The organism is Methylocystis sp. sgz306128 (assembly GCF_056032725.1).
Genome location: NZ_JBVYWO010000007.1, coordinates 18,184 through 30,616, shown reverse-complemented (window position 1 = coordinate 30,616; position 12,433 = coordinate 18,184). Strand labels below are relative to the sequence as shown.

19 protein-coding genes are annotated in these 12,433 nt (G+C 57.8%); 1 reads left to right on the top strand and 18 read right to left on the bottom strand.

Annotated elements, in window-relative coordinates; all coding sequences use genetic code 11:
• Window positions 1–4: 4 nt before the first annotated feature.
• From AC0N03_RS11955 to AC0N03_RS11930, 6 genes are read right to left on the bottom strand one after another with little or no spacing between them, the layout of a single operon-like run.
• Complete coding sequence (locus AC0N03_RS11955) at window positions 5–370, bottom strand: contractile injection system sheath initiator (protein WP_474289020.1); 366 nt, start codon at window positions 368–370, stop codon at window positions 5–7.
• Between the two features lie 9 nt (window positions 371–379).
• Window positions 380–958 carry a phage baseplate assembly protein V gene (locus AC0N03_RS11950; RefSeq protein ID WP_474289019.1) on the bottom strand — a complete coding sequence of 193 codons (579 nt, stop codon included), beginning with the start codon at window positions 956–958 and terminating at the stop codon, window positions 380–382.
• Entirely contained in the window at window positions 955–1,980 is a 1,026-nt protein-coding gene (locus AC0N03_RS11945; RefSeq protein WP_474289017.1) for a phage late control D family protein, read from the bottom strand. Before AC0N03_RS11945 ends, AC0N03_RS11950 begins: the two co-directional genes overlap by 4 nt.
• A complete protein-coding gene (locus AC0N03_RS11940) occupies window positions 1,977–2,192 on the bottom strand; it encodes a hypothetical protein (protein ID WP_474289016.1) in 216 nt (71 codons plus the stop codon). The genes AC0N03_RS11945 and AC0N03_RS11940 overlap by 4 nt, the downstream gene beginning before the upstream one ends.
• A gap of 1 nt (window position 2,193) precedes the next feature.
• A complete protein-coding gene (locus AC0N03_RS11935) occupies window positions 2,194–2,925 on the bottom strand; it encodes a hypothetical protein (RefSeq protein ID WP_474289015.1) in 732 nt (243 codons plus the stop codon).
• 2 nt (window positions 2,926–2,927) lie between these two features.
• Window positions 2,928–4,751 carry a phage tail tape measure protein gene (locus AC0N03_RS11930; RefSeq protein WP_474289013.1) on the bottom strand — a complete coding sequence of 608 codons (1,824 nt, stop codon included), beginning with the start codon at window positions 4,749–4,751 and terminating at the stop codon, window positions 2,928–2,930.
• Window positions 4,752–4,767: 16 nt separating this feature from the next.
• On the opposite strand from AC0N03_RS11930, the gene AC0N03_RS11925 reads away from it, so the two are divergent.
• Complete coding sequence (locus AC0N03_RS11925) at window positions 4,768–5,289, top strand: GIY-YIG nuclease family protein (protein WP_474289012.1); 522 nt, start codon at window positions 4,768–4,770, stop codon at window positions 5,287–5,289.
• Here AC0N03_RS11925 and AC0N03_RS11920 read toward each other — a convergent pair.
• The 12 genes from AC0N03_RS11920 to AC0N03_RS11865 form a co-directional block, all read right to left on the bottom strand.
• Window positions 5,273–5,743 carry a phage virion morphogenesis protein gene (locus AC0N03_RS11920; protein ID WP_474289011.1) on the bottom strand — a complete coding sequence of 157 codons (471 nt, stop codon included), beginning with the start codon at window positions 5,741–5,743 and terminating at the stop codon, window positions 5,273–5,275. The genes AC0N03_RS11925 and AC0N03_RS11920 overlap by 17 nt on opposite strands.
• Complete coding sequence (locus AC0N03_RS11915; RefSeq protein WP_474289009.1) at window positions 5,740–5,874, bottom strand: hypothetical protein; 135 nt, start codon at window positions 5,872–5,874, stop codon at window positions 5,740–5,742. Before AC0N03_RS11915 ends, AC0N03_RS11920 begins: the two co-directional genes overlap by 4 nt.
• A gap of 35 nt (window positions 5,875–5,909) precedes the next feature.
• Entirely contained in the window at window positions 5,910–6,287 is a 378-nt protein-coding gene (locus AC0N03_RS11910; RefSeq protein ID WP_474289007.1) for a hypothetical protein, read from the bottom strand.
• A gap of 13 nt (window positions 6,288–6,300) precedes the next feature.
• Window positions 6,301–6,738, bottom strand: coding sequence for a hypothetical protein (locus AC0N03_RS11905; protein WP_474289006.1), 438 nt, complete (start codon window positions 6,736–6,738; stop codon window positions 6,301–6,303).
• Window positions 6,739–6,769: 31 nt separating this feature from the next.
• The gene (locus AC0N03_RS11900) at window positions 6,770–8,302 is read right to left on the bottom strand and encodes a hypothetical protein (RefSeq protein ID WP_474289004.1); all 1,533 of its coding nucleotides are present in this window, start codon (window positions 8,300–8,302) and stop codon (window positions 6,770–6,772) included.
• 59 nt (window positions 8,303–8,361) lie between these two features.
• The gene (locus AC0N03_RS11895; RefSeq protein ID WP_474289003.1) at window positions 8,362–8,508 is read right to left on the bottom strand and encodes a hypothetical protein; all 147 of its coding nucleotides are present in this window, start codon (window positions 8,506–8,508) and stop codon (window positions 8,362–8,364) included.
• A gap of 10 nt (window positions 8,509–8,518) precedes the next feature.
• Window positions 8,519–9,391, bottom strand: a complete 873-nt coding sequence (locus AC0N03_RS11890; RefSeq protein WP_474289002.1) for a hypothetical protein — start codon at window positions 9,389–9,391, stop codon at window positions 8,519–8,521.
• 1 nt (window position 9,392) lies between these two features.
• The gene (locus tag AC0N03_RS11885) at window positions 9,393–9,734 is read right to left on the bottom strand and encodes a hypothetical protein (protein WP_474289001.1); all 342 of its coding nucleotides are present in this window, start codon (window positions 9,732–9,734) and stop codon (window positions 9,393–9,395) included.
• Window positions 9,735–9,772: 38 nt separating this feature from the next.
• Window positions 9,773–10,678 (bottom strand): hypothetical protein, encoded by a 906-nt coding sequence (locus AC0N03_RS11880; protein ID WP_474289000.1) that lies wholly within the window; start codon window positions 10,676–10,678, stop codon window positions 9,773–9,775.
• 1 nt (window position 10,679) lies between these two features.
• Entirely contained in the window at window positions 10,680–11,090 is a 411-nt protein-coding gene (locus AC0N03_RS11875) for a hypothetical protein (RefSeq protein ID WP_474288999.1), read from the bottom strand.
• A 9-nt stretch (window positions 11,091–11,099) separates the two neighbouring features.
• Window positions 11,100–11,354, bottom strand: coding sequence for a hypothetical protein (locus AC0N03_RS11870; RefSeq protein WP_474288998.1), 255 nt, complete (start codon window positions 11,352–11,354; stop codon window positions 11,100–11,102).
• Window positions 11,355–11,422: 68 nt separating this feature from the next.
• The gene (locus tag AC0N03_RS11865) at window positions 11,423–12,427 is read right to left on the bottom strand and encodes a hypothetical protein (protein WP_474288997.1); all 1,005 of its coding nucleotides are present in this window, start codon (window positions 12,425–12,427) and stop codon (window positions 11,423–11,425) included.
• Between the last annotated feature and the right edge of the window lie 6 nt (window positions 12,428–12,433).

Sequence of the window (12,433 nt, the reverse complement as noted above, 5' to 3'; positions counted from 1 at the left end):
CGCCCTAGTTTTTCGCGTCAAAGGAAAGACTGATTTGCTGGCCCGTCACGGCGTCCGTATAGACAATATCGACCAGAACCGAGTTGATCCCCGGCGTGACGGTGATCACCGGGGCCGGATTTCGCGCCACGGCACTTTCTTTCAAAATCTGCGCGTTGATCACCGATTTGATCAGGCTGGCGTCGAGAACGTCGCCCACCCGGCGCGGAACCGAAGCGCCATAGGTCGTATGCCAGATATATTCGCCCTCGTTGGTCATCAGGCGGCGCAGAATGCGCTGGATGGTCAGTTCACGGCCATCGACAAGGCCGAGGTCGCCTGTCGGGCCGAGAACAATGTCCCCGCCCCATGTGTGGTTAATGTCCGGCATGGTTTATCCTTAGACTGGCGGGCCGGTATCGCTTGCGCCCGGTGTGACGCCGGTGTGCAGATGGGTCGAGCCGACATCATGGCTATTGTGCGTGAACGTGCCGTTTGTCGCGGCAAAATTGCCATTGACCGAGACATTCCCGTGCAAGGTGATGTTTGGTGCCGTCACCGTGGCATTGCCGCTTGCTGCCGTGATGGTGACATTGCCTGACGCATCGACCTTGATGGTGGTGCCTGCTGCAAACTGAATAGCCATCTCGCCCGATTGCACAGTCGGAGGCCGGTCGATGTCATTGTGCATGAATCCGGTGGCAACGGGTGTTTCGGAATCGCCCTCAAGATGTTCGATCGTCACCTGATCGCCAATGGTCGGGCCAAAGACAATCGAGGCCTTCGCCCCTGCCGACATGGTGCGGATTGGAATCCAGCCGGTAATTCTTGGCTGGCCATTGCTGTCTAGATCGGTCAGAACCTTGACTTTGACCGCGTGATTGGTCGGGTCATAGCTATCGACCAAGCCGGTGATGGTTTCAGATTTGCGGGTCGATCCGCGCCCCATCTCGCGGCGCATGAGATTGTCGAGGCTCATTTGCCGCCCTTCTTGGACTTGTTCTTGCAGCCGATGGTGGTGCGATAGCCTTCCGAAAACCCGATCCGATGATCGAGGCCGGTGATTTCATAGTCTTGGTCAAACGCCGTGTTCGTCCCGCTCAGAGTGATCAGATACAGCGGGGTCAAATTCTCGTCGCCGGGGATTTCCAGCCCTGTCAGCGTCAGCTCATGGGCCAGATGCTCATTGTGTTTTTTTGTGGCAATGCGCTGCGCCTGATCCTGCGCCAGACCGGGGATGACATAATGATAATCGAGCGGAATGCCCACGCCGTCGCGGCTTTCCTTGGCTGAAATGACGGATTTACGCTTGTGATTATGCGAATGCACAGTGGTCTTGACCGGACGGCCCAGAATGTGGTTGCGCGAGCAGGTGAGGCGCATGAAATTGCCGCTCGCGTAGCTTTCCGGTGTCGGTCGCTGATAATTGATCGCATATGAGGGCAGGCTTTCGTCCGCCTTTTTGAAATAGACCTTGCCGCCCGTGATATAGGCATTCATGCCGTAATGGTCGGCCAGATCGTTGATCAATGTCCATTCTGAGCAGCGGTGCGAGATTTTCGCCCAGTCGATCTGGTAATTTTTGCCCGCCTTGTCCGTCACCGCGTCAATATCGGCCTGCAGCCCATGCCGCGAGGCCAGAGCCTGGACAATATCGCCCGGATTCATGTTCTGAAACTTCTCGGATGACAGCGTGTCGATCAGAGCCGCGCCCTTGTCCCGTCCCGATATCTGCAACAGACGGGAATTGAAGTCATAGTCTGTGTGATCAATCTTGCCGTCGAACATCTGCACGCCATTGATGCTCATCTGTGCGGCAATGTCGGGCGCGGTCGAAAACCAATATTCATCCATGCCGGACGGCAAGGCCTCGAACGGCACTGAGGCGCGAAAGCTGTCCCCGCGCTTGGTCTTACTCTGATGCACTTCGGCCTGCGCCACAGGGATATTTTCCCCGTTGATAATCAAAAATGCCGTGGGATTGCGTAAAATTCCGGTCATTCGCCAAGGATTCCGCCGTTTCCGGCATTGGCATTGACCGGCGGGATTTTCAGCGTCACGACGCCGGTGAAGAACGGGTCGGTCATGTCATTGAGGGCCGCGATCCGGTTCCATTGGGTGGCGTCACCGAGATATTGCGCCGCAAGCTGAAACAGATTGCCATAAGCAACCGTCACGATCTTGGCTGTCACGGGTGCGAGAATGGTGGTCATCTCAGTCCACATTCAGAGCGAGGTTGGTGCCGATGCGGTTCAGATAGTTGAGCGCCGTCACCTGATTGGTCTGGGTGATCAGATTGCCCGATACGCCGGAGAGCCAGGACGAAATGACGGCGGGGTCAGACCCATCCGGCGAGGCAGTCGAGATCAACAGATCCGTGCTTGCGACAGAGGCTTCGAGCGAGACTGAACTTGTCCCGACCGTATTGGCCAGAGACGACAGCACAGCCCCGCTCGCGCCCTGCAAGGTGCCAGCGGAGGCAAGAGCGCTCTGCACCGAGGAGATGACGCCCACGCCCGTCGCAAGGGCCGCCGTGAGGTCGTTGGACACAAGAGAGTCAAGACTGGACAGAAACGAGCCTGCGGACGCGCTCGGATCAACGACCACAATGCACGAGATCGAATAGGGAACTTCGTAATATTTATGCGTATGCGCCGAGAAGGACGAGATCAGAACCGTGTAATAAATGCCGAACCATGAGAGATTCAGCGCGGCACCGGCCTGCGCCATGCCTTCCAGTTCGCGGGCGCGATCCAGCGCGTTCGGGCCGCGAAACATGCCCGACCACGATTTGTCGTCTGGATCCCAGCCCATTGCATCGACGACCCGCTGCCCGCCGATCATCTTGTGGACGACCGCCTGCTGCTTGCCGCCAATGTTGATCTCGTTCGGGATTTCCCAGTCTTGGAAAACGAAGCCGCCGAGGATGACGCGTGTATCTGCCATGTTCAAGCCACCACGTAGTCAGGCATTTGCCAGTCTGCACGTCCGTCATGCCCCGCCGCGCCGCGCACGGTGCGATTGTCTGCCACGATCCGCTTTTCAATCATCGTGCCGACCCGCTGGCCGTCGAGATAGATGGACGAATGATGCTCCAGCTTGTTCGAATTGGCCGGAGGAACCGGAGGGGCCGCGAACATGTGGCCGACCGCAGCGCCCGCAGCCCCGCCGAGCGATGCGCCGCCCGTTCCCGATGCGCCGGCGCCGAATGCCGCAAGGGCGCCGTAGATTTTAGAGGGCAGGGCTTGCAGCCAATCGACGAAAGATTGCAGCGCGTCTGTGATCGACTTCAATGCGGATTCCAGCTTTTGAATGACAGCATCGAACATGTTGGCGAATTTCGGGAAGTTGGCATAGGCAATGGCCGCAGCCGAGCCAAGTGCGAGAATGCCCAAGGTGATCCAGCCCGCAGGCCCAAGCGCCGCCATGATCGCCACCGCGCCAGCACCGACCAGAGCCACGCCAAGAGCCGCCAGCCCCTCGCCAATGATCTTGATCGTTTGCGGATTCTTGTTCGCAAACTCGCCGATTTTATTGAACATTTCGGTCACTTGCTGCATCACGGGCAAAGCGGCCTGCATCAACGGTGCGCCAATGGCTTGCATCATGCTTTCATATTGATCGTTGAAGCCTTTTTTCGCGCCCATCGGATTTTTTGAAATATAATTGGCGTAGGATTCGTCAATCGACAGAACCTTGCTCGAAAGGCCCAAATCTTTCATTTGCTGGTCGAGGAAGTGTTCATTTCCGAACATTTCAATCAATTTGTTTTGATTGCGGTTTGGCGCGATCTTGGAAATCAAGGCCTGTGTCAAAGCCTCGTCGCCGTGTGTTCTTTTCAGAATTGCCGGGTAGACCACGTTTTTAATCCAGCCGGGTGTATCATTGCCATATTCCAGCGAGCCAATCATCGCACCCGGCTCCATCTGCAGCCGACCGCCCCCGAAGCCCGTGGCTTTGACCTTCCGCATATCAATCAGGCCGAGACTGCGCAGCACTTCGCCCTGTTGCTTGGAAAGTGTCGTCGCGCCCATCTGCAACTGATAAAGCGACATGGCCGCCGTGCCTGCCGCTGCGCCGCCCACGTCAGCCGCGAGAACCGCCATCGGCCCCAAAGCCTTGTCGATATCGGCGTTCATATAGGCCGCGCCACCGCGCCGCGCCATCACCTGAAAATCATTGGCTGTCAGCTTGCCGCCGAAAGCCGTGATGTAGGAAAACGTCTTATCGGTAAAATCTTGCAGCTTTTCGGGATTGGTCGAAATGCCTTTCATTTCAGCCGAGCGAAGCAGTTTGTAATATTCGCCGGACATATCCTTGCCGAACGTGTTGCCGAGCAGGGCGTCGACTTTCATTGCACGCGGCGCCAAGGCCTCAGCGGCATCTGTTGAACCGGTAACGGAACGCAATTCATTGACCTGCTTGAGATATTCCGCGCCGGTCGAAGTCGGAATGGCTTTTGAAACCTTGTTATAATAGTCCGCCTGAACCTTCAAAACCTCATTCAATTTGAGGCCAGAGCGCACCATCTGGTCTTGCTGGTTGAGCAGCTTGTCGCCATGATCGGCAATGCCCTTGAGGCTTGCGAGAATGCCAGAGCCTGCCATGACTGCGCCCGCACCCGCCAGCAGCACACCCATGCGCGAAAACTTGCCGTTCACCTCGTCGGCCTGCTTGTGCAATCCGGTCAGACGTGCGCCCAGAGCCTGCAAGCCCGCCAGCGCATTGCCGGTCAGTGCAATCTCCATGCCTATTTTATAAACGTCAGCCATGTGCTATGCTTCCCGCATGAATAAATTAGGCTTTATCTATGTCGTGTCCGGTGATCACGGCTATTCGAAGATAGGCATATCGACCTCGCCGGATGCGAGGGTGTCGAGCCTTAACACCGCGTCGCCCATCCGTCTCAAAGCCGAATACCTTGGCGCGACGAACGGCAACGCCCGCTCCATCGAGAGCCGCGCCCATGAACTGCTGCATCACCACCGGCAGAATGGCGAATGGTTCGCCGTCTCCGCCTCTCATGCCATTCAGGCCATCGAGCGGGCCGCCACAGACCTTGGTATGCAACTGATGCGGTGCGATGTGACCATCCTCGACATGGACGGCAATGGTGTGTTGCCGCCGCCGGAAAAGCCGGTAAAAAACCTGCATCAATGGGTCATGAAGCAAATGCGCGGCCCGCAGCCGCTGATTTATAAGATTTGCATCATGCTGCTTTATATCACGCTCTTGCTGTTCGTCGGACTGGTTGGCATCGTTGCCACCATGTTCGTGAGCGCGATCATCTTGGCTATTCTGAAACCGTAATGCTTCTGCCGCCGCTGGTCAGAACCGAATGGACAATCCGGCCCGTCAGTTCGTGAATGTCTTTCTCTTTGCGCACGGCTGCGCCGCCAAGGAATGAACGGGGCGGTATCTTGTCCGTTCCCAATTCCTGCCAGACGGCTTTATCCTCATTTGAGCCGACATAAGCCACGCGCTTCTGCACGTTATATTCAATCGAATCCCGCATTTCGCCGGTGCGCATCAGGGGCGAGGGCGTTGAATAGCCCTGACGTTCCTTGTCATCGAGCGTGCTTTGCGCCAGAGGCGCCCATGCGGCAAACGGCCCCGCCGCATCCTGATAGGTGCCGATCTCGGCCTTGGCTTCGGCCTGGACAATCTTCGCCGCGTGTTCAAGCGCCGCCTGCTCGGCCATCGGCATGGCTGCGGCCATCACGAACAGCATCTTGCCCATCTCGTCGAGGGTCAGGTCGCTCATTTCGGCTCAACCCATCTGCGGCGTTCCCAGTCGAACTCGCCGCCGTTCAATTCACCCAAAATCACGCAATAGGCAAAGCGCTCAGTGCTGTTGAGCGCGAAAGCCACATCGAAAGGGACGCCGTTTTTCACGAGGAAGAGATTCCCGCGCAATTCAGCGTCCCCGGCTAGTTTTTTGCGTCGTCGTCCCCGTCATCCGCTGCCGCGCTCCAATTTTCCGCGACTGCCTTGGCGACAGAGGCCAGACCTTCGTCACCGAGGCGATCCTGCAAGGCTTCGGCCTGCAGTTCGTTCTTGGGAACCGCCACCGGCTCGCCGTCAATCGCCACGATCAGAAAGACAATCATATATTCATAATACAGGTTCGGCTTGGCCTGCGATTCCGCTGAAATTGCCTTGTTGGCGTTTCGACGGGTAATATGGCTCGGCTTGCGGATCTCGATCTTGCGACCGAGGCCGTCGGTTATTGTCACCGTGGCATTGGCATCGGCAATGATGCGCTTGCTTTCGGTTTCCGCGACCTTGACGTTAGAGACTTTGGTCATGTGTCAGCCTTGGTTAAATCACCTGAATGCGGGTCGATGCAACCCAATCAATGCGGATCGGCACCTTGTCCTGAGCCTTCCATTTGCCGGCCTGCGCGTATTTGAACGCGACATTGACGAAGCGATACTGGGAAACGTTGCCGTTTTTCTCCTGAATCGTTTCGGTGATCGTGCCGTAAAGCAGGTTCTGGCCGGCAAAATACAGCGCTTCGTTGCGGGCAAAAAACGCGTCAATCGTATTGTCCGAGCGGTCAAATTCAATCGAGCCTTTCCAGCCTGCGGGCAATTCCGCATAGAGCGGCGGCCCGGAGAGCGGTTCGGACATGATCTGCTTGGTGTTCGGCTCGGCATCGAAGCCGGTGGGCGAGGGCCATGTCACCACGGCTCCCGTCACAGGATCGACAATGTCAACGGCCAGGTCATGGCCGACACTGAAATTATTAAGCGGCATTCAAGCCTCCAAAGTTCGCAAAAAGGGGAAATTAAAGGCCCGGAGGCGTGTTCGAGACGGTGACAGATGCGCCGCCCTCGAGGTTGACGATGAAGTAGCGCACGATGCCCAGATAGACCGCCTTGACGTAGGCGAACTGGTAGCCAAGGGCAACCGAGGACGCGGTGTTGTTCGTGTTATCCAGCACCACCTGATAGGCCTGCGATCCGTCCGCCGTGCCGATGATCCCGTTGTTCTGGGCAAAGGCGAGGAAGGTCTGCAGGCTGGTCTTGGCCCTGCGCCGCTCGTCCGCCGTCTGCGTCAGGCCGACATATTGGCCCGCGATCTGGAGAACAGACTTGGCGAGAAAATTGGTGACGTCCGTATAGGCATCGTCCTGTAAGACCGGATTGGACGAGGTGTTGACGCCGAAGCGGAACGAGAAGTAATTCCCGCCCGGCGACTGCACCGAAACCAGATCCAGCCGCGCCGCAGCCAAAGCCTGAAAATCCGCGTAGGAATAGGTCTTGCCGAGGATCGTCGATTGCGTCCCGATAATGCCCTGAATGGGCTTGTTGAGCGCCGAGTTCTGCGGCGAGAGATTGCCGCGGATGCCCATCTTGACCGCCTGCGGCGAGACCATGCGCAGCGGGATATTGTTGACCGTATCGAGGTAATAGACCCAGTCGCCAAAAATCACCGTTGCGGAATAGGTATCAATGCCATTCGTGGAAAGCTCGGTCGCTGCGCTGGTCAGCGTATCGCTGGCCGGTGTCACACAGATGGCCTCAGCGCCCACATCCTGCGCGAAGGTGATCTGCGTCGCAATGCTGGTCACATCGTCGAGGTCGCACAGATCGAAGCGGGCAATGCCGGTGCCGCGCAGGGCATACATGCCGGTGCGGGGCGAGGTATCGACGCCGAGCAGCTTGGCCGCGTTGATCGTGGTCACGCCATCGGTGCCGCCCGTCAGGGTCGTCGTGCCATTGGCCGGAGCCGCGACAGATGCGCCCGCCGCAGCCACGAGGATATTCGAGGGCGGGCGGGTGCTGGACGAGCCGCTGTTGATTGCTGCGGCCAAAGCCACCCAAACGGCATTCGCGGTCAATCCGGCGGCGAGGTTGTCAAAGACTTCCGTGGCCAGACCGGGACAGGAGACAATCAGCTTGTAGCTGCTGGCCTGAGTGCCTGCTGCCACGGTGATGCTGACTTTCGAGCCGAGCGAGCCGGTGTATTTGGCCGTCAGGGTCAGGCCGGTTGAGCCGACGGTGCCGGTGGCTGCCGTGTCGGTGCCGTCCGTGGCGCGAACGCAGGCGAAATAGCTGGCACCCTGCATCGAGGCGAGGATGACATGCGCGCCCATGTCGTATTTGCGGTTGATCGTCGGGCCGAAGGTCGAGGCGTATTGCTGGTAGTTCCCGATAGTGACGGGAACGCCAACCGGCCCCCATGAGGCGGTGCCGACAAAGCCGCCAAGGTTGGTCGATACGCCGCCAAAGAGATATTGGGGCGGAACGATCTGGACAAGCGCCTGCGGAACGCTCAGAGCGCTGATGTTGACGGTGCCAAGTTGAGCGATAGGCAAGGCATTTCTCCAATAAAAAAGCCCGCTAGAAGCGGGCTATGAGCGAAGGGGTGGACGGGTTACGCGGAAGGGGTGGGCGGGTTCGCGTCAACCTTCACGACATGCGTGGGATGAGAGGCGAGAACCTCTTCAACCTTGGCCGGATCGGTAATTCTGTCCCCGATCTGGTAGGAGGCGAAGGGATGGGTCACAACGAGGTCATACATGGGTCAGTCCTTAGTTCGTCACCGGAACGGAAGGTTGCAGCGTTTCATCGACCGTCTGTGGCTGGATCGTGATGGTGAACGCTGTGATCGGGTAGCTGGTCATCGTTTGGGTGGTCGGATATTCGACCCAGTAGAATAGATCGCGGCAGAGCATGCCCAATTTCGCAGACCGGTCGACATCGTTTGAATTTTCGTATTTCAGCCAGGCTGCCGAGGTATCGGGCAGAACGAGGTTGTCTGTCGCATCCAGCGCTGGTCGGATCAGAGATGCAGTGGCAACCCGCGCGGCATTGGTCGGCGCCCAGACGGTGATAAGGAAACGCTGCATGCTTCGCGTGAGTTCGCGAACCGCTGTGCCTGGCGCGCCGGTTAGAGCCGCCAGCGAACCAGAATAGTTGGCTGGAACGTTAACGATAGAGCCGGAGGCTGAAGCGGGAATATCCGCATTGATCAATCCGGCTAGCGCCGTGGCAATCGTGGCCGTCGTATCGGTCGAGAGGGCTGCGTAGGAATAGCCCTTGGCTTTGACGACAATCGTCACATAATTGCCAGCAGTGACTGTTCCGCCGATGGTCACTGTGTTGTTCGAGACGGTAGCCGTCAGGGATGGCTTCGTGACGACAGCGTCCTTCCATTCACGCATATACCTTGTGGTAATGCGCTCCATGCCGGGCTGCGCAAAGACCGAAACATTGATGACCGGCGGATTTGCGCCGAGATCGGCCTCGAGGTCAGCCGGAATCGGCCAGCCCGGAAAAATGCGCGCATTCAATATTTGACCGCCAGGCAGCACGATATTGGATGCCGCTGCCGTGCCGTTGGGATAGATCGTTGTCGTGATCAGGTTGACCAGTGCGTTTTCAACGTCCGAAATGTCGGCCAACTCAAACCTCCAACATCAGGCAGTGCAGCCTGTATCCGAGCGAGTTCCAATAGGGTGCATAGACTTGGTATCTGACGCCGAGGTCGTCGAGGACGAAGTCACGGATCTGCAATGCGCCTTTGGCAAGGCCACTTGCGGGAACAAAAATCCGCCACGTTGGATCATATTGTGCGTCGCCGGGCAGATCGGGCCCAGGCCGAGGTCCGTTGCGCTCAAACTGGATCGAGCAGGCAATTGCGGAGAATAGCGGCGTCTGCGACCAGACGCTGGCTGAATTGACGGCCTGAGGTTCCTGATAGGTCTGCGCGCCAAATCCGGCATTGCCGACCGGTTGACCCGTCAAGCGATAAACCGAGATTGAACGTGGGTAGAGAAAACTCATTAGAACATAGACCGGGCTTTAAAGGGTGAGAGCGCCATGCGCACGTCGTCGCTGATCACGCTGGAAACGAAACGCTCGATCGATGTATCGCCAGCTTTCATAACCCGTGTCGTCGCATCCATCCCGGAATTAAGGGAATTGGCGACCTGGAGTGTTGCCTGGACGATGGGATCTGGTACGCCGCCCGCTGGATAGCCGGCGATATATTCGACGCGGATGTCTGAATAATAGGCCATGAGCATGCCGGCCGGCACCCAAATCTCGCCGGTGGCATCGGACCAGGAGCATTGCGACGGGTCGACTGGGATCCACATCGGGGGCCCGCCAAAGGTCTGGACCGAGGCCAGAAGATTCATCTCCTGATACAGGCCGCCGACCTGGTCGGATCTCCGGCCATAGGCATATCTTCCGAGGATCGATAGTACATTGGCAATCGGCCATTTGGCCAGACGACCGATAGCGCGTTTCGATGGTAGCGATCGATCTTCGGATATCGTCAGCCCGAATTGTGCTGTCGAGTTGCTTGCATGGGAAAATTGAACTTTCGAGAGGGTCAACTGGTTATTGCCGATCACCGAAGCAATAGTGACGGCTTCGCGCAGCGTGTTGCTGGCGTTGTCGAGTACGAGGATGCGTCCGACGTAATCCTGTTTGAGAAGAGCAGGAGTTACCGTCGCTGCGACATTTGTACCTGGCGAGATACCTGTTGCAATCTGAAAAGTCAGACTTGGAACTGCGGCCGCCATGGAGCAAGGCGAACCGCTGGCGTCGACATTGTAGACAAGGCCTTCGGGGCGTTTGAGATAGGCGTCGATCACGGCCGAGGCTTGTTGTGACAAGCCAGCGATCGAAGGAGCAGGTTGGTTGAAGCCGCCGGTAACGTTGATAAGATAATTTGATCCCATTTCAAGCCGCGTTCAGCAGAAGTGCGAAATTGGAGATATTGGCCGCGGACGCGCCTGAATTGGTGATTTTAACCGTGAACGACTGGAACGGGAAATTGTCCGATCCGGCGTTGACGACAGCCGGGGTGCCGCCAGTGATCGATGTCGAAATCGCTGCGCCCTGAGCGATCGTACCCGCCTTGTCGATATAGCGCTGGATCTGAATCGTGCCGTTCTGGCTCGAATTGACGGCCGCGGCGACGTATTTGAACCCATCAGCGACGATGACATTCGACGTGAAATTGCCCGAGGCCGGAATTGTTGCCGGCACGGAGCCGACGCCGGCCCATGTTGAAAGGTCGGCCTGCGCGACCGGTCCAGCAGCGACTGGTTCCCAGTATTGGGTGTTCAATTCGTTCGAAACCTGCGGCATGGTGCGTCCTTAAGCGACTTTGGCGCCGATCGGGATGATGAGCGGCGAGCGAGCTGCAAGGCCGTGTGCGATCATGTATTGACCGACATTGGACGGCACTTCAGCTACGCCATAGCGAAATTCGATCGGTATATTGATCGGCTCGTTGGTCTCGGTGACCCATTCTCGGGGCATTTCCTGTCCTTCGAGATGGCCGGCTGGGCAAATCATCACGATATGCGAGGGCGACGTCCGTGCCCTTGCGCCGGAAAGATAGATTTTCATGGAATTCCCAAATTTAGAAGCCCCGCGACAAAGCCGCGGGGCCAGAGATTTCAAGTAAACTTTTCAGTTTACGGACGGATCACCTGGACAACGGCATGCGCATAGCCGGCGCCTTTGACGATCAGCGCGTCGAAGACGACGCTGACATACTGGCCTTGCAAGCCGGAGAGCAGACCGAGTTGGAAAAGCCGCGGATTGAGATTGCCGTCGCCACCGTGGATCACCGGCATTTCAATATCATTCTCGGTGACAATCACTGCATAATAGCCCTTGTTGCCGGTCGGAACTGCCGAAAAGCCGTATGCGGCAACACCGGCGGCGGTGATGGCGCCTGCCAGGAACGGATCAGCGATAAGCGGCAGGGGGCCGGCCTGCGTCTGGAGAGTGCGCACCCACACGCCGGCTGTCACCTCCACCTTGTCCATCGTGATCTGCGAAGCCTTTGCCTCGCGGTCGATGTAATCGCCAAGAATCGGATCGATGTAGATCGCGGTCGGACGCACAGCATAGGTGGTGTTGGCCACCAGTTTAGCGATCTGTGCCTTGAGTCCATCTATGATCGACGCGCCTTGGGCGACCGTGCCCTGCGTGGTGATCTGGGTCAGCGCCGAAACATACTGCGTCGTGGTCGGCGTCGTTAGGGACGTGTCTGTCCCAGTCCAGACTGCCGAAGCCGACGAGACAACGACGGAGTTGACGACATCCTCGATGTCCTTGGCCTCGACATAGGCGAATTGGCCCTGCTGACGAGTTACGTCGACGTCAAACAGAGACAGGTTGGTCTGGTTGGTGATGGCCTTGATATAGGCCGAACGCTCGACGCGGGTCGGGCCGGTCGGAGTCGGGCTGATGTTGCGCGGATCGGTAAACGCGGCAGAGGCAATTGCGGTCTGCTCGAAATAACGATGCGGGTGACCAGTCGCGGGCTTGCGGTCGACGCGCTGCAGAAAAACCGAATTTCGACGGATGATATCGTAGATCTCGGTCTCATAACGGTTCACTTCGATGGCGCCGTTGCCGAGATAGTCGGCGGCGGCCTGCAGATCCTTGAATGCGGCAGCAGTCTTGCTCATGTTGAA